The sequence below is a fragment of the Flavobacterium aquidurense genome, from assembly GCF_002217195.1.
GTDB classification, from domain to species: Bacteria; Bacteroidota; Bacteroidia; order Flavobacteriales; family Flavobacteriaceae; genus Flavobacterium; species Flavobacterium frigidimaris.
On the sequence record NZ_MUGR01000019.1, the window covers coordinates 20,270 to 39,299 of the forward strand.

The window sequence follows — 19,030 nt, forward strand, 5'->3', positions numbered from 1 at the left end:
TTTTAAAACTTTTTCTTTATATAAAATCTGTGTTTCTATGCGTTTAATAGTATATCAAATGAATTAAACGTTATAAAAATTTGCTTTTAAAAACAGTTAGTTTTTCTCTGGTCATTTCATTTATAGCGTATGAAATTCCACCCATTCCGATACCTGAAGTATCCCTTCCGCCAAAAGGCATCCAGTCTACTCGAAATGCGGTATGATCATTGACCATCACGGCCGTGGCATTCAGTTTTTTAACGGTGTCTAAGGCAATATCTATATTTTTTGTAAAAACAGCCGCCTGAAAATGAACGTCTAAAGCATTGGCTCTTTTTATCGCTTCGTCACGATTTGTAAAGGAATAGATGCAGACTACCGGCCCAAAGATTTCTTTAGTAGAAACCAGCGAATCTTCTGATGGATTAAACAAAACCGTAGGCTGAAAAAAAGTATCAGAAATTCTTTTTCCGCCTGTTATTATTTTTGCTCCTTTTTTGACCGCTTTATTTACCCATTCTTCGACACGATCCACTTCTTTGGGAGTAATAAGCGGACCTACATCTGTTTTTTTATCCAGCGGATCTCCTGTAATTAATGCATGGGTTGCTGCTGCAAATTTTTCGATAAAAGCATCACAGATTTTCTGATTGACATAAATTCTCTGAACTGATACACAAACTTGTCCGGCATGATAAAAACCTCCTTTTACCAAAGAAGGAATCATTTCATCAAAATCAGCATCTTTTTCAACAATAACGGGTGCTGCTCCGCCATGTTCTAAAGCACATCTGGTACCCGGAGAAAGTTTGCTTTTAAGGTACCAGCCTACTTTTGCTGATCCAATAAAGGAGAAAAAATTGACACGCGGATCTGTAACCAGTAATTCGGCAGCTTCATTATCACACAAAATCACCTGAAGCCATCCTGCGGGTAGTCCCGCTTCTTTTAGAATCTCAGCCAGGGCCAAACCTGATAATGGTGTTGCCGTTGCGGGTTTAAAAATTACTGGACAACCGGCAGCAATTGCGGTAACAATTTGATGAACCGCCAGATTCAAAGGATGATTAAAGGCGCTCACAGCCGCCACAACTCCTATGGGTTCTTTTGATGTAAAAGCAATCCTGTTGAGAGATGCGTCAGTGAGTCCCATTGGTATTTGTTCCCCTTTTATCTGGGAGATGTGTTCTGCAGCTAATTTTACGCCTTTTATGGCCCGTAGTACCTCAGCTTTAGAATCCTGCCAGGGTTTTCCGCCTTCGCTTATTGCGGTAACGAGTAAATCTTCGATTCTCTCGGTCATTATGGAAGCTGTTTTTTCCAGTATTTCAATTTTTTTATAAGCCGGAATCCATTTTGATTGATCCGCAAATAAATGCTGGGCGGTATCCAGGATTTTGTCAATGTCATTTTTACCGATTAATGGCAATTCTTTGATAAAACTCAAATCGTATGGCGATGTTATTTCTGCAGTCATTTTCATAATGTCTTTTATTTTGAGTCAGGCGAAAACAAAGTAAAGCCTGATCTGTTTTTGCTACTGTATTTAATTTAAAGTTAATTAAATTAATCCTCATAACAGACAAATTACTCCAATAGATTGCCTGATTCCGTTTTAAATTGCTGTTGTTTTTTAAAATACAGAAGCTATAATGGCTCTCAGAGATTCAGAAAAGCACAGTGTATCTGTGTACTACAAAATTACTAACTTTGAAATTCTAACTGTAACCCATCATCAAAATGGAAAAAATCGAGCACATCAATTACATCAAATCACCTATTGCAGAAGTCTATAAAGTACTGACAACACAGGAAGGTCTTGGTGCAGTCTGGACAACAGAATTAATTGTTAAGCCGGAAGTGGGTTTTGTCAATGAATTTGATTTTGGAGATAATGATTCAACAAAAATGAAGATTGTCGAATTTTCTCCCAACAAAAGAATTCTATGGGAATGTGTTGATTCTGACGCGGAATGGATTGGGACAAAAATTTCATTTGACCTGACAGAAAAAGACGGAGTAACGTCAGTTGTTCTCAAACATTTTGATTGGCGCGAACTGACGGAATTTTACCAATGGTGCAATTATAATTGGGCAATGTTTTTGCTTAGTCTAAAAAGTTATTGCGAAGATGGCGAAGGAACGCCTTATCAAAACCGAAAGTTTTAGTTTTATAGTTGTGGCAATTAGAGCCAATCTTATTTTGTGATTGTGCTATTTTTCGATAGGGTATCTGGGATCGATTGTGATCAGAAGTCTTTTGAAAATCTGAATTAAACGATTTCTTACTGACTTGAGAATTAATGTCATGGCGTCGAAATTTTCTACTTCTTTTTTTGTCTTTATGGCAATAATATTGCTGATGATCGAGATGCCGTCACTCACAATAAGCAAGTCCATTACGATAGTTACAAACCACTTAAAGTTGTAATTAAGTCCTTTGCTCATTAATGCCAGAGCGGTTGGTATCAGCAATACGGCTAATTTGGAAACAAATCCCAGGGCCAGTTTTTTAAAGCTAAAGGCGTTATTTAATACTATGGTTTTGACAATGCCTAAAAAAGTATCAATGACCATGAGGTAAAATAATACTTTGACAATTCCGACATCCATTTCCAGGTAAATAAAAATTCCATAAAGCAATAATTTTATTTCGTTTGAATATTCTGAAATCTTTTGCATCATCGGTTTTTATGTTTTTATAAATTCGGGGTCTTTCTAAGTAATCATTTGGGGTTTTATACCCCAAATGATTAGTACAGATTATAGTAGTGCTTTTTTTAGAGCAAATTAGTTTTTGCTGAAACAGGATTACTGGTCGGTCCTAAATTTCTCGCTGCGTCTGTTGCTACAACATAGAAGTTATAAGTTCTGGATCTGGATAAACCATCAATAGCATAAGAAGTCACATTACCTACTGTGGCAGCCAGAACATTGTCTTTGTATATCATATAATTAGTAATGCCTCTCTCATCGTATGATGGTGTCCATTCTAAGGCTACAAATGTTCTGCCAACGTCTGCAACTCTTAAATTTGGAGCGTTTACTGGTGCTGTTGTATCGGCAGGACGTCCTGTATATTCGATAAATTGAACTATTCTGTAAGGGTTTAATATAGAAAAAGCTTGTCCCCCACCGGCACTACCGGAAGTTACTGATGTGTTTGTTGATAACGGATTGTCATCAGATCGAGTCTGATAACCTCGTCCTTTTATAGCTTTATCATACGTATGTGTATGGGCAGGAATTTCGTCGATAGTAAGAAGTTTGTTCTTAGCTCCTCCTGTGCCTTGCATAGTGTTAAATTCGGGTTGTGAGATATCTAAACCAACAGGCATTCTTCCTCTTAGCGGAAGATATTCTTCCCAGCCCTCCGGAAATGGTGCCGTTTTGCCCCAAAGAGCAATCATTCCAATTGGTACAGCTGTCGCAGGCTTTTCTTCTAAAATTTTAATGCGATCAATAAGCGATTGCAATAAGGTATTGCTTTTCGTAACCTGATTGGCATTATCGATCACTAACAAAGAACCGGTAGCGTTTGATGCGCTTAAATTGTCTAAATATACTTTTCCTCCAATAGTTGTGTTTTCCCAATCTGAGGCATAATTCAAAGTAAGATTTGTTTTTGTCTGGTCACTATTATCTGCTAAAGCTCTTCCTAACGGATCTGCCTGATGTCTCAATCCTCTTTTGCTTGCTGAGCCTAATCTAAAGTCAATCGCTCTTACATTGGCTACAGCGGCTTCGTTAGTGTCTAATTTTGATAATTTATAAATGTCTAAATTCAGATCGCCTTTCATAGCTTTCGAGCCATTGAGGGGTAAATAATTTTTGATGTCGGCTTCAACTGCATCAATGTTGTTTTCTATTGCAGCAATATTGGTTTTAATTGAAATAATGTTTTCTTCAATTGTCTGAATAATCAGTTCAATCGTTTTGAGATCCTTAACAATTTTAAAAGGTCTTAAATCATAATAATAAACGGTTAACAGATTATCATTATGAGAAGTGTCCGGGCGATTTGCATAGTCTTCCGGGCTTATATATTCAGCTTCATAATCAAAATAAGCAGTTTGAGATACTCCAGTTCCGTACACTAAATTGGTGCCTTTTCTGGTGGTTTTTAAAAATCCGGTTGGAGCACCTTTTTGAATAGGATACAAAACACCAACTGTTTCCGGCAAAGCTCTTGGGGAATTGTTTAGATTGTTTTCGTCTTGCTGGATAATGGCCCAGCCTTTTGTAGCAGTAGTTGCCGGAGCTACGATATAGTTTTTATCCGTTTCAATACTTAGATGTGCTTTCAAAGCTCCGAATAATTCAGCTCTGTAAGCGGTTTGAAGTCTTTCTAAAGTTTCTTGCTCCAAAGGAAATCCTCCTGGATGGCTAAAATTTATTTGTTTCATTTTTTATTAATTTAAAAGGCTGTTGTTTTTATACTGCTGTTTCAATACTGAGTTTTTATATCTCAGCTTTTATTTTTAATTTTTAAGTGAATAGGAGTAACTTTCATAACTTTTACCGGCCAGTTTATAGAAGTTGAGCAGATTGTGGTACTCTGTATTGGCTACTTTAATGGCTTCAGTAGGTGCAGATTGATTTTCATTTGGCTCAATCACTATCGTTTTGTTGGTTATTAAACTTTCCGGAATAAATACTCTGAAATTGGCATAGGAAATTGTGGTGTAATCTTCACGATGTGCGAGATAAGGAGGTTTATTGTTCCTGTTTTTATATTCATTATGTGTAAAAAATTTCAATTGCGGAATCATCAAAGCGCCTTCTGCTAAAGTACCATCAGGTAAACGAGTAGCGGGTTCATGATACTCTTTGTGCAGATACACATACTGTATAGTAGGTTTGACTGATTCGTCGATATAAATTAACTCTTCTAATCGTTTTTGCTCTGTACTTAAATTAGGATCGTAGATTTTAGTTGGATTATAGGTCTCGTTCAGCACTTTTTCCAGATAAATAATCTGACCGGTGTGCTGCATTTTATAGAGTGTTTCTTCATAAATGGTATGAAGGGGCGTGAGCAAAACATCGAGCCAGTCAATATGAGTTTTTTTTCTGAGAATAGGAGGGATGAGCCACAGTAACAGCTTTTCCCATTTTAAAACGGTGTATTTATTCATGGTATATATATTAGACTATTGTTTATCTCTGAAGAAGTTGTAGGGAATGTAGTTGACCTCAACCTGAAGCGTATCCATATCAAAATAACCTGAATTCGGGATAAAATATTCGATATTGGTAGCATCTTTATATTCCGGATCTTGTTGGTCATTAGGATTTTTTGCCCAGGTGGTTTCTACCTTTTGCAATATCGGAATCTTAACTCCCGAAGCTTTCTGAATGGCATCAACCAGATATGTTTTGACAAAAGCGCCATTAAACTCAATATTTTTCAAATGATCTTTGACTGTATCCAGTACCGGAAATATTGTATTGTTTAGGATTAAGGAACCGTTTCTTGTATCCAGCGGATTTTCTGCGAATGCTTCTTCGTATTTGTCTAATTTGCTTTGTTCCTCTGGAGTTAAATCCCTGCTGATACTTTTTAACTGATAATATCCTATGTCTTTTGGATGGACATAAATGGTCAGAGGATCGATGTAAACATTCAAAGTCAGTTTTAGATTATCTCCCTGATCAGAGGTGATGTATACCTGATTTCCTGCATCCTTTATTTTGGCGATATATTCCTTAAAGGCATAAAGTTCGTTAGGAACATCAATTCTCGAAATTTTATCGTCTTTTACGGTGGCCACTTTTATAAAAACAACTCCCACTTTGTTATGGAAATAATCAGAAAAAATTTCTTTTATATCTTCCATTTCCTCTTTGGGTCTTAATACGGTTTCTAAGTCAATTTCACTTACTGCACAATGTTTGATTATTTTAGCATTTTCGATTTCGATTTCGGTAAGTTCAGAGGTATCAAATTGATAAGAACCTTCTTTCCAGATCAGGGATATTCCGTTGCTTGAATCCGGATCTAAAGGCATTCCGTAATGAAAATTCAGAGCCTGTTCGCGATACCAGTTTAAGGTGTGAGGTCTTGAAATCAGGGCATTTTTTTCGACTATTTTTTCGTGAATCCAAATCGCAGTAGCGACGATGTTGATCCAAAGTTTCCAAATCGCAGCTTTTGAGTCTGTTAAGCCGTTTAGAGAGGATTGTTTCTTTTTCTCATCCAGAATTTCGTTCTGTATTTCAGCAATTGTACGTGCCATATTTTAAATTTTTGATATAGTTTAGCCTGTAAGACATGTGTAATATGCTTATAGATAATTATTTATGTTTTTTGTAGATACTACAGAGCAGTAGTTTTCTTTTAGGGATTTCTAAAAGGAGAGATTTAGATATATGCAAGAATCCGGCTATAAAGAACCAACGTTTCCGGCAATCAGAATTGAACTTATGGCTTAATAAATGATAAAATCATCTTCGATAATCATATAATCAATTCCGGAGAAATTGTCCAGCAGATACTGTTCTTCGTCTGTAATAGCGGTTGCAGGTTTTAAATTTCGGGCATTGTAATATTCTACAATATCTTTTTTAAAGGCTTCGCGACCAATTTTTAAATCTTCGTAAACCGAGATATCATCGGTAAGGTTAAATTGATCATTGTCTTCTAAAAGGTCGAATACTTTTTCGATGCTTCCGTATTCCTGTAAAGAGATGTCAAAAATGTTTTGGTTTTCCTGTGGTTTAGTAGTTTCCATCGATTTTAATGTTTTGTAAATCGTTGACATCTAATGTTTTTACAAAAAAGTTGTCGTACGATAATTGTTTGTCTATTTCGTTTTCTAGTCTTAGCCTGGAGGTTGCATCCGGGCTGTTAATGTATTTTTTGATTCCTACTCCCAGAATCGGAAACTCTTTGTAACTTCCTTTCTGGCTTAACAATAGATGTTCTATGTTTTGCTGATCTGCCGCTTTCAGGGCGAAATCTCCATCTGTAATTAACAAGTCATCATCTATGATAAAATCTTTCATATGTTGTTATTATTTGTTGTTTTATTAATGAATATCTCTTTTGAATCTGCGCGCCATATTCAAAAAGAAGATGTTTTATTTGATACTGTAAAAATAAGCTTTGCTTACGCCTTAATCAAGATTTTAAAGCTTAGTAATCAGTAGTTTCAGTAAGTTGTAAAAGTCATTTTACAGTTTGTTTTTTGATGCTTTTTTGGTTAAAAAAGTATTTTAAACTGCAGGAATAATCAGATTGGTGATAATTTGAATAATCATTTTTATAATATTATTTTTAATGGTATTCAGTTTTATTTTTGATATTCCTGCAGTTTGCAATGCTTTCAGTACGGTCAAGTCTAACTGACTTTTTAGCAGCCATTCAAATTCTTCTTCGGTTAAATCACCAGACGAGAAAAGAACAATCCAGCGTTCCAGTTTTTCTTTTGAGGTTTGAAAAAAAACAGTAAGATCTTTTTCTAACTGAGGTTTGATATCTTTATAATTATTGGCTATAATTGCTTTTAATTCCTTCTTTAAATTTTCTATCACTTTATCTTTGTCCATAATTTTATTTGTTAAGGTTAATTAAATCCAAAAGTGCTTCTTTTGATTGTTTGTCCTTTTTAATTTCATATTGAATAAGTAAATCAAAAGCCTCTGAAATTTGTTTTTTGGATTCCTCCAAAAATAATTTTGATTCAATTCCTTTTGTTTCCCAATGTTTAAAGAAACCTGCTAGAAGATTTTTGTCTTTATCATTCAGCATTTTCAACATTTCGAAAGTGATCTCGTTATTAGGTTTATTTTTTTCATACTCAATCAATTTTTCCAGGTTAAGAAATAACTTTTCAATTTCTTCTTTGTTGGCAGAATAAGGAGTTGTGGCTTTACTCATTAATTGATTGGTTTCTACTTTTAGTTCGATGGTTTTTTCGTATGAATATTGATCGAATAGGGCAGTTCTTGTAGAGTTGCAGGAGGAAATTGCAAAAGAGATCGCAATAAAAAATAGCAGTTGCTTTAATTTTAAATGTTTCATCATGATTATTTGTATAAGATTACATAGTTTTTTCTGTCACGTTTTAGTTTACTGAGCACTTTCCAGTCGCTGTATCCTTTCTTATCAAAGTGCGGAAGATCTTTAAAGGTTTTCCAGTCTCCGCCCCAGTTCCAGTTGTGTTTCTTGAAAATTTCGACACATTCCTGCCAGTCCGAAATCTGGTCGCCATCCCAGTCTTTTGCCGTATCCCAGGAAGCCGTTTTACCATCTATAATCAGGCAGATGTCTACCGCAAAGCCATAATTGTGAATCGATTGCCCGCCTTTGGCATTCGTTACTTTTTTTCCGGGTTTCGTTCTTCCAAAAGCATACAGGTCTTCCTGTTCCTGAAATGTTCTGAGACTTTGCGTAATGCGCACCTTTGCTCTTCCGGTTAAGGCAAGATCGCATTCCTCGATGATATTGGTCACTTCTTCCCTGACCGAAGGATGCAGTAAATCGATGTGTTTTTTTGTTGTTTGATCCATATTTGTATGTATTAAAGATTTCAAATTTTGCGAATAAAAAGCCTTTCTAATTGGTTTAAGACAATCAGGATTTTTAATATTCGATAAGATTTTTTGTGTTTTGCGATTTATTTATACTTAAGAAAAACTTGTAAATAAATCCTGAAATGCTCTTTTTTATGATCACATTAAAAGAGTGATATATGTTTTAAGAACACTGTAAAAATACGCCGAAATTGCTTGTTTGAAAAATAATATGAAGTTGTAAGTCAGTAGTTTCAGTAGGATTTTTTGTGGTTTTAAAACCGGATAAAAAGAAAAAAAACATCCGTTTTTTCAGAATAGAAAAACGGATGTTGTTAAGTAGGTGGGATATTTTTTTTTAATTTTAGTTATGAGGAGATTATTTATTATATAACAGATTTTCTATTAAAATCAAATAAATCAATATCATTGTTTAAGAAAAGTAATTTTTCAAATTCTTCATCTCCATTTTTATTTTTGTACAATAATTCACTTTCTGAAATAGGAACGGCAAGTAGAAACAGAACATTTTTTTCTTTTATATTAGAGGATATCTGTTTTAATTTATCCTGCCATAAAAAGGGTTCTGTAAAATAAATATGCTTCATCTCGATGTTTTTATTGTATAAAGATATCACGTTATTAAATACAGCTCCGGGTCTTGCTTCCCAATTATCTTTACCAATAAAAAAAGAACATGACGAAAGTAATCTTGATGCAAATTCGTTTTTGTCTTTAGCAACAATAAATATTTCTATACCAAAATCTTGCTCTTCATTTAGAATTTTTACAGGAATATCTGAAAGGCCTATGGTACAAAAAAAACTATTTTTTTGATCTAAAGGATCAGTACATTCCAGGATATCTATATTGTTTAAATTATCTTCATCGTAATGAGGATAAACTTTAGGATTAAAACCTATAGCTCCTGCAATTGCTCTTGCAAGGTTAATATTTATTTGAGATTTTTTAGTATTCATATGTTTTAATTAAGTTCATCAACTTCTATATATTCTGATACCTTACTCATATGAAATTGTATTTGTTTGTGTAATTTACTTTTTTAAGGTTTTAATTACCTGTTCATTTGTATTTATAAATAGAAAACTTTAAATCAATTACCAAATCATAACATATAATATTACTTTCTCTTCATTGATATTTAATTTTATACTGTTTTTAGTAACTTCTAGTGAAGCAATAGGACTATCTTTTACTTCATAAAGTAGTACGCCATCTTTTTCAGTTTTGGTATATTCTTTTCCTTCTAAAGCTTTATCGATGATATGAATTGGAACTTCTTTATTGAATTCTAAAAAAAGATTTTGCATATAAGATTCACCTCGCCAATATTTCTCGATAATTTCATCTTCTGTATATTCTTCGCTATGAAATTGAGAAATCATGCCAGTAACATCTTTTCTCAAGAAATTATTAAAGATATATTTATTTTCACTTATACCTCTTCCCTTTTTATTGGTATGGGATAATAAATTTTGTTTTTCATAATCTAAAGAAATAGCAGAATCAAATATACTCCTAGGGTATTTATCTTTATAGATATAAATCATTAAAAAAATCAATTCTTCAAAAGAGCATACCTTAACATAATCTTCAAAATGTCTTTCATCCCAATCAACTTTATTGTAGTATAAATTTCTTTTATTGAGATAATTTTCTTCTGTATGTTCTAGATTAAAATATAAAAAATCTAATTTTGGTAAATTAGTCATCATTTTTTTTATTTTGTGAATTTAGTATATTCTATATAATCTTCAAACTGTTTTAGTAATGTTTCCGCGTAAAATTGAGCCCTTTCGATATTGTCACCACCATGTGTATACTTCGTTGGATGTAATTGTGGATATTTTGATTGCATTTTTGCATCTACCCGATCGCGCAGATTTACTCTCAATCGTTAGCGCGGATTTGCAATCCGTGCCCGCAAAGATTGGACGCAATGTAAATCAAAAAATTGCAATTGGCGTTGATGTTTTCCAGAAGGCTATAGATTTTTTTCAAAACAGATCTAACAAAACAATATCTAAATCATTTTCTAAGCCTGAATAATTCCTTGCCGAACTAAAATAATAATTTTCAGCCGAACTGACAGTTTTATCTTTTACGGGATTATTATGATGTAATCAATTTTTTGTTTAATAAATTTATTGCTGTAAATAAGTTCTGCGTGATAGCCATTTTGCCATACTTTATAAGTCTGGTTCTTTTTTAAATGTTCACACGCTTTTTGGAAATAGTCCAGCATCCATTCTCTTCTGGTTTCAGGTTCATTTATTATAGTTTGTATTATTTTTTTTGATGTAAATTTTTTAAAATCTCTAATAATATCATATAATACAAAACCATTCGTTCCTTTTCAGAGCAAATGAATGTGGCTGCTCATAATAGAATAGGCATAAATTTCTAAACCTTTATTTTCCTGACAATACTTTAAAGCATTTATTAAGATGTTTTTCTGATTTAGTCTTGTAAATATATCTATCCATCCTACAGCAGTTACAGTTATAAAATATTCTTCCTCAGTTGTTGTTGCTTTGTATTTTGTCGACACCTTCTTTTTTCCTATAAAAATAAAAAGTATAGTGGAAAGTTTTACTTTTTATTTGTAAGGTTTAAAGAATTACTTAGCGGGCACAGATTTACAAATCTGCATTATGGTTTTGGGAATAAATCTGCGTTAACGTTTTTTTTGCAAAGAGGAAATAATCCAAACCAATCTTTGTGTGCACGGATTGCAAATCCGCGCTATCGTTATGGAGATAAATCTGCGTGATCGGGTTTTTGATTAATTGTAAAAACTTTAAACTCAATTACCAAATCATAACATATAATATCACTTTGTCTTCATTTATATTCAACTTTATACTGTTTTTATTAACTTCTAATGAAGCGATTGGACTGTCTTTCACTTCATAAAGTAATACGCCATCTTTTTCAGTTTTGGTATATTCTTTTCCTTCTAAAGCTTTATCTATGATGTGAATTGGAACCTCTTTATTAAACTCTAAAAAAAGATTTTGCATATAATACTCACTACTCCAGTGTTTTTCAATAATTTCCTCATCCGAATATTGTTCACTATGATATTGGGAAATCATACCAATAACTTCTGTTCTGGAAAAATTATAAGAGTCATATTTAGTTTCTGTAATAATTCTTCCTTTTTTATCGATGTAAGATTGTAAAATCTGATCTTTTGAATCTAAGGAAATAATAGATTCAAATTTATCTCTAGCATATTTATCTTTGTAAATATAAATCATTAGATATACCAATTCTTCAAAAGAGCAGGTTGCTGCATAATCTTCAAAATGTCTTTCATCCCAATCAACCTTATCGTAATATAGTTCTTTTCTATTTAGATAATTTTCTTCTGTATGTTCTAGATTAAAATATAAAAAATCTAGTTTTGGTAAGTTATTCATAATTACTTATTTATTTTGTGAATTTAGTATATTCTATATAATCTCCAAACTTTTCTAATAAGGTTTCAGCATAAAACTGTGCCATTTCGATGTCACCACCACCGGTTGTATACTTTGTTGGGTGTAATTTTGGGTATTTTGATTGCATTTTAGCATTTACTTTTTCAATAATTTTAAAATAATCTCTATCTACAGGATAAGCCTTTCTTCTTTTTAAACTGTAATCTACTCCAGTACTACCTACAGCACGAATTTCTTTTAGATTATGTTCTATGGCTATGAGTATGTCTGATGGGCTCAATGCTGAATTGCCTAAATGGTTGTGAGTTAATATTAAGTCACCGGCTTTTCCACCATTTTTCAAAATTTGTCGCCTTGCTTGGATAACTTGAATACGTTCAATTTTTAAACTAGCCTTTTCAATACCACCAAACTTATCAAAAATAGCTTCTCCATTGGCATCAAAAAACATTCCAAATTCTTCTTCTAAAACTCTAATTTCATCTTCAATCTCTTTTACTTTTGGGAAATTTCCAGTAAGATCATCAATTTTACTTGAAATCTTCGCAAGCTTTGTTTCTAGTCTTTGAAATTCATTTATTATATTTTGAGCATCCTCAATTTTCTCTTCTAACTTTAAAGCTTCATTCGTGTATCCGGCATCTCTAAGTGCTTTTGCTCCTTTTCTGCCTTTTTTAACCAAATTAACTAGTCCTTCTAATCCGAAAGTGGTAATATCAACAGCAATACTTATTTTTGTCCAATTGTCTACCAACCATCCTAAGTCATTTTGTATTAATATTTGTTTTGCCTTGTCATTAAGCATTGCCATTTCTGCGGCTTCTTTTGTAATTTCTATATAAGCCAGGGTTACGGCTAGTTTGCTTCCGCCAACAACAATAACTCTTAAAGCAGATGCAACTCCCAGAATTGAAGTAGTAAGACTTACTAGTTCCCAAAACTGCTTGTTTTTTTCTTGCTCAGAAAGATGCAATAGCATTAAAATAGTTTCAGTTTTTTCAATGAATTCACCGGTTTTTTGTCCTGCTGTTGTTAGCGAAGCCAAATGCATCGGATTACCACGACTAATTGGCATTGTGAGATATTTTTTAGGAGCGGATCCTATATCTTTATCTAAAGTAAAAAAATCAGCCCAAAACTTATCCCAAGTAGATCCATCGACAGATTCTATATATATTCTCCCTGTTTCTAATCTGGTAGTGTTTAAAAAGATGTCTTTAAAAATAAAAGAATCTTTAGAACTCACATATGCTTTATTGACTTCAGGACCGCCTTGGTTGCCATAATTTGTTGCCAGCTGATGAATTAATTTTAAAAACTCGTTTCTAAGACTTTTACCTGAATCATATATCTGTAAAACCTTTTTAGGTCTTTCTTCCAACCATTTGTAAAGCTTTTTCCCGTCTTGTTTATTTAAAGCTTTCAGGATATTTAGAATTCCCTGGTTTTCATCAGTTCCTCCCAGATCAAAAATATTTTGATTAAGAAGAATATCAAGATCTCGATAGAGTTGTTTGCTTGTTTTAAGTGCTGCTAAAATAAAATCAGGGATTGCCTCGTAAATAATATCTAATTTATCTTTGTCATTTCCGGCTTTGGCAATCTCAGTTTTGTAATATTGAATAATTAGGTCTTTAAATTTCTTTAAATCATAACCTATAGATTCTGCTAAAAATTCCATTGCTTCATAACTACTGGTTTCAAATCTAAGAGCCAATTTTTTTTGAAGATCAAAAATGTCTAAAAGAAAGGAAGTCTTTATGGCGAAAGATATTTTAAATTCAATATTTTTTAAGTCAACAATTGTTTCTAATATTTGACGAGCATAGCTAATTGTACGGCCTTTAACAATTCCTGTGAAATTTACAGGAGTATCTTTAGGAAAAGAATTTAACTTTAATTCTTTTGCATTATTACCAATATTATTTTTTATCCAATTCAAAATAGAAGTTAAAGGAGATATATAGCCAGCTATAACCACTTCATTTAAAGCACTTGCATAAGTATATTGATAATGATTATCATTGTTTAAAACGTAACGATCTCCTTTTAAGTTGATTTCTTCAGGTTTCTGTAAAGTTTCTGCATATTTAGCATCAAGTGATTTTGCTATTTTATGTTTTTCTTTAAGATATTGCAGTATTTCATCACCATTTTTATCATCCTCAATCTGCTGACGCCAAATCCCAAGCATGATTTGCCTGAACCTTGCCATTTCAGAAGCGCTGGTATCTTTTAGTTCTATAGTATGGTTTTTAATAATCATTAGGATAGTTTTTTAGGAAAGGGCAAAAAAGGTATTTATTATAGTATTTCTACTTTAACAGGTTTTGGCTGAATATGATCTGAGAATGCTGTGGTAATATTGAGACGTAAATCGTCTTCTTGTTCAATTTTGGCATCGCCGCCCAAATAACAGTTTTTGAATAATACTTCAAGGGCTTTAAATTCGTCCATTTTTGAAGCTTGCAATACAGCTGATCGAATGCTCATGTCCGGTTTTTTGAAATAGGCAAACAAAGTGGTTTCGTCATCGTCTGCAATAGTGAGTTTGACTACTTTTTTGTGTTTGTATTTCCATTGATTGAGTTGAGCCTGAGTAATGCTTCCGTCCAGAACATCGATGTTTTTTGAGTTTTCTGTTTTCATTTTAAAATTCTTTTATTGTTTTTATGATAGGGTAAATTGGTATCGGATTGAGTGGTGTCTTTTGCGTTTATTCTATTGCAATAACAAAGAATTAGCGGACACATGCATAAATGTCATATTCAGCTGTAATTGCTGATTGACGTTTTATTTTTAATAGAAATTGAATTAGTAAGAGATGCAGATTTTTTTAAAAAAAAAGAGACTGCCTGAGTTATTGTTTTGGAGTTGAATATTCTCGAAGCAGCCTCCTGAAGAAGATTCCCTGTCTAAAAACGGACTAATAAAGAGCTTGTAGAATAAGTTTGCAGACAAAAATCATGTTCCTTGAACTCCTTTTTTGCATAACGCAATTGATAATGGTTTTCTCTTTTTAGTCGGTTTTAGAGACAGGGAATGGGGTATTGTGGTTTTAGTAGTAGTAATTTATGGAGATTAGTTCCACTCAACGTGAGAACAGATCAAGTCAAAAGAAACCGCGATTTTAGTGTCTCCCTGGCTAATTCCTCTGCTGTTTGAGTTGAATTCGCAGTTTCTTACCGTGTGTGTAATTACTTCGTTGCTATCGTCTAAGTAACTAACAATGATGCTGAAAGGATTAATATCCTGCAATCTTTGTCCTTTTGGTAAAGCGGCCAAAATAGCTTCTACTTCGTAATTGTATAAAGTGATAGAAGCTTTTGCCTCGTATTTTCCTCTACCTCTGTGTACTGGCATATCTCCGGCACCGTAATGGTTTTCTTTAGAAACTGAATCGCTATAGTTTACAGCTGTAATTCCGGTAACGATATTACCTGCAATGCTTACTTCGATAGATGACCAGCTGTGTTGTTGTCCGTTTATTAATGGTAATTTATTCATATGTTGCTTTTTGTTTTTTAATGATCTTTTTAATGATCTGTAACTATCACCTGATTCATTTGCATTTACAACAAATGAATCAGGAAGATATAATTGGTGAATTTTTATGGTTTTTGAATTGTATTAAATTCAGTAAATTATGCTTTGTCGATTCCGAAAGGATTTTTGAATCCTAAATCGACCATAATTTTACGGGCAGTTCCAATTGGAGTAATTTCTGCTTTCACTTTTAATTCAGATGTTGCCAAAATGTTTTGTTTTGGATCTACATACACATCAAAAGCCGAAACTTCCTGATTGGCAACCATTCCTTCTAAAGCAGATCTGCATAATCCTTCAAAACTTTTAGAAACAGATTGTGGCAATTTACCATCAATATCAACTAAAACCGGAGACGCCAATTTTGGTAACAAAGCAGTGCGTAACAAACGGGTTGCTTTATTAATCGTACGGTTGTTTTCTACATAAGCAAAATCAGATGTGCCATTAGTACAAGTTGCACTGTCATTAAAATAAACACCAGGTAAACCAGTATGCGTTCTTGCGAAAATGAATCTTTTTTCGTTTAGTTCGTTTAGAGTTCCAAGAGTTTTAATTTCTTGTCCGCCAACAAAACCGGCTTTAGCGAAACCTTCTCCGGTTAGGTTAAATTTTTCAATCCAGGCAATGTTTTCAGAAACTTTTGCTTTAGAAATGGCACCCAATGCTAATCCAACCGCTGCGGTGTTTTTATATTTTGTTGCTTTATCAACATCCATTGCGATAACTACAGATACATTTTCTGCATCTGATCCGTCTAAAGAAGGTGCATCAACAGTAAATCCTTTTCCTTCCAAGATAATTTCAAAAGGCATGTAATCTTTATAAGCAAGATCGGCTTGAGTTTGTGCTTTTAAAACTGCGGCTTGAGTTTGTGCAAATGTGGTTGCTCCGGAATAGATAATGGCCATTTGGCGAATGTTTCCGTTTGCTTTTTCCTGCATGTCCATTGCTTTTCCTGCAATTTCTTCGTAGGAAGTGGCTGTAGTGACCATAATGTACAAATCTCCCGACGGATTCATTCTGAAAAATTGTTGAATTTGGTAATAAGCAGATTGGTTATTTACAGGTAATTGTTCATTTACATCATAATCAGCTGTAATTCCCAAGGCTTCAGCATCTTCTAGCGAAGCCAGGCGCTCAATTTTGTTTAATGCTAATTTTGTAGTGGCAACTCCATCAAAAAGTAACCCTGAAACCATGTCCTGCTCCGGATTTCTTCTTCCTAATCCGCCTGATAGTTTGGTAATTACTACATCGTTTAATGTACTCATAATATAAATTGTTTTAAATGTTTAAGATTTGTTTTTATTTTTTGCCTGAAAAAAGACAAAAGAAGGGCTGTAACAAGTTGTGAATTTGTTATGAATCAGCTATTTATAATGTTAAAAATGATATTCGTAATCAGGAATCCAAAAGTAGAAATAGTATTTTTGGACGGTGTATAAAAACGGGTTTTTCAATTGAATTTTACTCTTGGCCAGGAGATAAACTTGCTTGTGATGTCGGGTACAAATTTAAGGCTCAGGGTTGCTTTTTCCAATTATTTAGATAGTCAAAACCAGTAGTTTCAGCGGTTTAAGCTCTGGCCTCTGTAGCGAGTCCTTCATTTATAATAGTATAAATAGTGCGCTCTGTAAGGAACAAAGTATCCGAAAGTTCAGATACTACAACTTTCATTTGTTTAGCTTGATTTCTATTTAGATAGTTGATCACATACTCTCTCCTTTTGTCTAATAGTGTTCTGCTTCTCTTCATGTTTTGGGTTTTTAAAAAAGATGGGTTGATTTTATTTATGATTTGGCTTCGTGTACTGCGGTATTTTTATGCCATGTAATTTTATTTGATTGTTTATTGAGATTAAGTAGTGGTTTTTAAATCAATATTTCCTTCGACCTGATTAGGGTTTATTCCGATGATTCCGGATTCTAAGTCATAGCCTAACTCTTCCAGTTCTTCATTACTTAAACCATTATTAAAAAGAATGTATTTCTTTTTTAAGATATTTTCTATCAAGGTGGTTTTATAGGTGATCTCCCAAATAAAATAATCATTTTTATTCCAGTACGTGTGTTCATTCGTACATTGTTTTTCTCTTATTTTAAATGTTGAATTAGTGTCTATAGCAGCATTACTGTTGCTATTAGACAATACCGCTTTGTCTATTCGTTGGGCAATATCAAATGCATTTGCGTAACTTGTTGAAGAAATAGTTGCTACGGGTAGTATAATATAGAGGCAAAATGATACATCTGCCTTGTAGTTTTTTTCAGAAGATGTTTCCCAGTCTACAGTATCGTATTTAAACATTACTACCGGTGTCTCAATAGAATCTTTAAAAATGGCATCACTATAAAGTTGCACTGTTGGCGCATTAGAATTAAACTCTGTTTCGATTGCGTTCTTTTTTTCGGTATAAAAGTCTTTTAGGATCATATGGTGGATTATTTTTGACAAATATACAACATATGTTTTGATTATTGCAACATATTACGATGAAAAATGCAGTAATTTCAGTAATATGATTTGGTTTTTTATATTGACTATTAGAGTAATACAGTAAGAAAAAGCCTTTAAAATGCTTTAAATTCAGATGTTACGTAAAATAAACAGAAAAGAATGCTATTATTTATGATATATTTTTTAGTTTTGCAACATATAGTGGAATATGTGTTATTTTTTGAAACATATTACATAATTAAAACAAATGCAACAACATGGAAATACATACTAAGATAAAACGTATTATAGACGAGCTGAAGTTAAACAATAACTCGTTTGCAAAGTTAATAGGAGTAACCAGTACTACAATAGATAGTATCACTATTGGAAGATTGCAGTCTGACGGAGAAAGAAAAAGGACAAAGCCAGGTTTTGATTTGCTGCAAAGTATCATTACACATTGTAATGTAAACCCGGACTATTTTTTTGGAAACAGTGATGAAATTTTTGCCAATAAAACCACTGGTGAAGTGGGGCTGAATTTACCTAAGATTATAACGGTAAATGAAGACGGGGAGGAGAATATTAATTTTGTCGGAGTAAAAGCAAGAGCAGGTTATTTAGACGGTTATGCTGATCCGGAATATATGGAAAGTCTTCCGTCATTTAGTATGCCAATGCTAAAAAACGGAACCTATAGATGTTTTGAAATAAAAGGAAACTCGATGTCGACTACGATTCATGACGGCGATTACCTTTTTGGAAAATACGTTGATAATTTTGATGATATTCTCGACGGGAGAATTTATGTTATTATCAGTAAAAATGATGGAGTAGTGGTAAAAAGGGTTCTGAATAGAATCAGGGAAAGCGGAAAATTAATCCTGAAATCGGATAATAGAGACGGAAATTACCCGATGTATTCTATTTATGCCGAGGATATTCTGGAGGTTTGGTACGCGAGTATGTACGCCTCTAAACAAATGCCGGATCCTATCAATATTTATGAAAAGATTCATGATCTCGAAAGTAAATTTTATGAAATGGAAGAGACTTTGAGGAAGAAACTAAATTAA

General features: G+C 33.2%; 21 protein-coding genes and 1 pseudogene. 2 read left to right on the top strand and 20 right to left on the bottom strand.

What is annotated here, in order from left to right; genetic code table 11:
- Positions 1–70 precede the first annotated feature (70 nt).
- The gene (locus tag B0A67_RS10110; protein ID WP_207557326.1) at positions 71–1,465 is read right to left on the bottom strand and encodes an aldehyde dehydrogenase family protein; all 1,395 of its coding nucleotides are present in this window, start codon (positions 1,463–1,465) and stop codon (positions 71–73) included.
- 257 nt (positions 1,466–1,722) lie between these two features.
- Between B0A67_RS10110 and B0A67_RS10115 the strand changes: the two genes are divergently transcribed.
- A complete protein-coding gene (locus B0A67_RS10115; RefSeq protein ID WP_072962484.1) occupies positions 1,723–2,151 on the top strand; it encodes an SRPBCC family protein in 429 nt (142 codons plus the stop codon).
- Positions 2,152–2,196: 45 nt separating this feature from the next.
- Here the strand turns inward: B0A67_RS10115 and B0A67_RS10120 are convergent, their stop codons facing one another.
- From B0A67_RS10120 to B0A67_RS10210, 19 genes and pseudogenes are all read right to left on the bottom strand, one after another.
- On the bottom strand, positions 2,197–2,667 hold the full coding sequence (locus B0A67_RS10120) for a phage holin family protein (protein WP_072962486.1): 471 nt from the start codon (positions 2,665–2,667) through the stop codon (positions 2,197–2,199).
- A 95-nt stretch (positions 2,668–2,762) separates the two neighbouring features.
- Positions 2,763–4,388: a fibronectin type III domain-containing protein gene (locus B0A67_RS10125; RefSeq protein ID WP_072962488.1), complete on the bottom strand. Its 1,626-nt coding sequence runs from the start codon at positions 4,386–4,388 to the stop codon at positions 2,763–2,765.
- Positions 4,389–4,463: 75 nt separating this feature from the next.
- Positions 4,464–5,120 (bottom strand): hypothetical protein, encoded by a 657-nt coding sequence (locus tag B0A67_RS10130; RefSeq protein ID WP_072962489.1) that lies wholly within the window; start codon positions 5,118–5,120, stop codon positions 4,464–4,466.
- 15 nt (positions 5,121–5,135) lie between these two features.
- On the bottom strand, positions 5,136–6,221 hold the full coding sequence (locus B0A67_RS10135) for a hypothetical protein (protein WP_072962491.1): 1,086 nt from the start codon (positions 6,219–6,221) through the stop codon (positions 5,136–5,138).
- 192 nt (positions 6,222–6,413) lie between these two features.
- The gene (locus B0A67_RS10140) at positions 6,414–6,716 is read right to left on the bottom strand and encodes a hypothetical protein (protein ID WP_072962493.1); all 303 of its coding nucleotides are present in this window, start codon (positions 6,714–6,716) and stop codon (positions 6,414–6,416) included.
- Positions 6,703–6,990, bottom strand: a complete 288-nt coding sequence (locus B0A67_RS10145; protein ID WP_072962496.1) for a hypothetical protein — start codon at positions 6,988–6,990, stop codon at positions 6,703–6,705. The genes B0A67_RS10140 and B0A67_RS10145 overlap by 14 nt, the downstream gene beginning before the upstream one ends.
- 210 nt (positions 6,991–7,200) lie before the next feature.
- On the bottom strand, positions 7,201–7,533 hold the full coding sequence (locus B0A67_RS10150; protein ID WP_072962500.1) for a hypothetical protein: 333 nt from the start codon (positions 7,531–7,533) through the stop codon (positions 7,201–7,203).
- A gap of 4 nt (positions 7,534–7,537) precedes the next feature.
- Positions 7,538–8,011: a hypothetical protein gene (locus B0A67_RS10155; RefSeq protein WP_242670947.1), complete on the bottom strand. Its 474-nt coding sequence runs from the start codon at positions 8,009–8,011 to the stop codon at positions 7,538–7,540.
- Between the two features lie 2 nt (positions 8,012–8,013).
- Positions 8,014–8,496 (bottom strand): M15 family metallopeptidase, encoded by a 483-nt coding sequence (locus B0A67_RS10160; RefSeq protein ID WP_072962503.1) that lies wholly within the window; start codon positions 8,494–8,496, stop codon positions 8,014–8,016.
- A gap of 389 nt (positions 8,497–8,885) precedes the next feature.
- Positions 8,886–9,479, bottom strand: coding sequence for a suppressor of fused domain protein (locus tag B0A67_RS10165; protein ID WP_072962506.1), 594 nt, complete (start codon positions 9,477–9,479; stop codon positions 8,886–8,888).
- A 138-nt stretch (positions 9,480–9,617) separates the two neighbouring features.
- Complete coding sequence (locus tag B0A67_RS10170; RefSeq protein ID WP_072962509.1) at positions 9,618–10,235, bottom strand: hypothetical protein; 618 nt, start codon at positions 10,233–10,235, stop codon at positions 9,618–9,620.
- A 282-nt stretch (positions 10,236–10,517) separates the two neighbouring features.
- Positions 10,518–11,071, bottom strand: a pseudogene (locus tag B0A67_RS10175) (REP-associated tyrosine transposase).
- A 259-nt stretch (positions 11,072–11,330) separates the two neighbouring features.
- The gene (locus B0A67_RS10180) at positions 11,331–11,945 is read right to left on the bottom strand and encodes a hypothetical protein (RefSeq protein WP_072962512.1); all 615 of its coding nucleotides are present in this window, start codon (positions 11,943–11,945) and stop codon (positions 11,331–11,333) included.
- Between the two features lie 10 nt (positions 11,946–11,955).
- Positions 11,956–14,232 carry a hypothetical protein gene (locus tag B0A67_RS10185; RefSeq protein ID WP_072962515.1) on the bottom strand — a complete coding sequence of 759 codons (2,277 nt, stop codon included), beginning with the start codon at positions 14,230–14,232 and terminating at the stop codon, positions 11,956–11,958.
- Positions 14,233–14,270: 38 nt separating this feature from the next.
- The gene (locus tag B0A67_RS10190; protein WP_072962516.1) at positions 14,271–14,615 is read right to left on the bottom strand and encodes a hypothetical protein; all 345 of its coding nucleotides are present in this window, start codon (positions 14,613–14,615) and stop codon (positions 14,271–14,273) included.
- Between the two features lie 432 nt (positions 14,616–15,047).
- On the bottom strand, positions 15,048–15,473 hold the full coding sequence (locus B0A67_RS10195) for a hypothetical protein (protein ID WP_035684757.1): 426 nt from the start codon (positions 15,471–15,473) through the stop codon (positions 15,048–15,050).
- A 137-nt stretch (positions 15,474–15,610) separates the two neighbouring features.
- Positions 15,611–16,786 (bottom strand): DUF2586 domain-containing protein, encoded by a 1,176-nt coding sequence (locus B0A67_RS10200; RefSeq protein WP_072962517.1) that lies wholly within the window; start codon positions 16,784–16,786, stop codon positions 15,611–15,613.
- Between the two features lie 304 nt (positions 16,787–17,090).
- The gene (locus tag B0A67_RS10205; protein ID WP_065450601.1) at positions 17,091–17,270 is read right to left on the bottom strand and encodes a hypothetical protein; all 180 of its coding nucleotides are present in this window, start codon (positions 17,268–17,270) and stop codon (positions 17,091–17,093) included.
- Between the two features lie 102 nt (positions 17,271–17,372).
- Positions 17,373–17,948 (bottom strand): hypothetical protein, encoded by a 576-nt coding sequence (locus B0A67_RS10210; RefSeq protein WP_072962518.1) that lies wholly within the window; start codon positions 17,946–17,948, stop codon positions 17,373–17,375.
- Between the two features lie 281 nt (positions 17,949–18,229).
- Between B0A67_RS10210 and B0A67_RS10215 the strand changes: the two genes are divergently transcribed.
- On the top strand, positions 18,230–19,030 hold the full coding sequence (locus B0A67_RS10215) for an XRE family transcriptional regulator (RefSeq protein ID WP_072962519.1): 801 nt from the start codon (positions 18,230–18,232) through the stop codon (positions 19,028–19,030).

Coding starts and splice junctions, on each gene's coding strand:
- B0A67_RS10200 (WP_072962517.1), bottom strand. CDS start 16,786: ATGAGTACATTAAACGATGTAGTAATTACCAAACTATCAGGCGGATTA.
- B0A67_RS10140 (WP_072962493.1), bottom strand. CDS start 6,716: ATGGAAACTACTAAACCACAGGAAAACCAAAACATTTTTGACATCTCT.
- B0A67_RS10165 (WP_072962506.1), bottom strand. CDS start 9,479: ATGAATACTAAAAAATCTCAAATAAATATTAACCTTGCAAGAGCAATT.
- B0A67_RS10205 (WP_065450601.1), bottom strand. CDS start 17,270: ATGAAGAGAAGCAGAACACTATTAGACAAAAGGAGAGAGTATGTGATC.
- B0A67_RS10170 (WP_072962509.1), bottom strand. CDS start 10,235: ATGATGACTAATTTACCAAAATTAGATTTTTTATATTTTAATCTAGAA.
- B0A67_RS10195 (WP_035684757.1), bottom strand. CDS start 15,473: ATGAATAAATTACCATTAATAAACGGACAACAACACAGCTGGTCATCT.
- B0A67_RS10145 (WP_072962496.1), bottom strand. CDS start 6,990: ATGAAAGATTTTATCATAGATGATGACTTGTTAATTACAGATGGAGAT.
- B0A67_RS10150 (WP_072962500.1), bottom strand. CDS start 7,533: ATGGACAAAGATAAAGTGATAGAAAATTTAAAGAAGGAATTAAAAGCA.
- B0A67_RS10160 (WP_072962503.1), bottom strand. CDS start 8,496: ATGGATCAAACAACAAAAAAACACATCGATTTACTGCATCCTTCGGTC.
- B0A67_RS10215 (WP_072962519.1), top strand. CDS start 18,230: ATGGAAATACATACTAAGATAAAACGTATTATAGACGAGCTGAAGTTA.
- B0A67_RS10185 (WP_072962515.1), bottom strand. CDS start 14,232: ATGATTATTAAAAACCATACTATAGAACTAAAAGATACCAGCGCTTCT.
- B0A67_RS10120 (WP_072962486.1), bottom strand. CDS start 2,667: ATGATGCAAAAGATTTCAGAATATTCAAACGAAATAAAATTATTGCTT.
- B0A67_RS10130 (WP_072962489.1), bottom strand. CDS start 5,120: ATGAATAAATACACCGTTTTAAAATGGGAAAAGCTGTTACTGTGGCTC.
- B0A67_RS10115 (WP_072962484.1), top strand. CDS start 1,723: ATGGAAAAAATCGAGCACATCAATTACATCAAATCACCTATTGCAGAA.
- B0A67_RS10155 (WP_242670947.1), bottom strand. CDS start 8,011: ATGATGAAACATTTAAAATTAAAGCAACTGCTATTTTTTATTGCGATC.
- B0A67_RS10210 (WP_072962518.1), bottom strand. CDS start 17,948: ATGATCCTAAAAGACTTTTATACCGAAAAAAAGAACGCAATCGAAACA.
- B0A67_RS10190 (WP_072962516.1), bottom strand. CDS start 14,615: ATGAAAACAGAAAACTCAAAAAACATCGATGTTCTGGACGGAAGCATT.
- B0A67_RS10110 (WP_207557326.1), bottom strand. CDS start 1,465: ATGAAAATGACTGCAGAAATAACATCGCCATACGATTTGAGTTTTATC.
- B0A67_RS10125 (WP_072962488.1), bottom strand. CDS start 4,388: ATGAAACAAATAAATTTTAGCCATCCAGGAGGATTTCCTTTGGAGCAA.
- B0A67_RS10135 (WP_072962491.1), bottom strand. CDS start 6,221: ATGGCACGTACAATTGCTGAAATACAGAACGAAATTCTGGATGAGAAA.
- B0A67_RS10180 (WP_072962512.1), bottom strand. CDS start 11,945: ATGAATAACTTACCAAAACTAGATTTTTTATATTTTAATCTAGAACAT.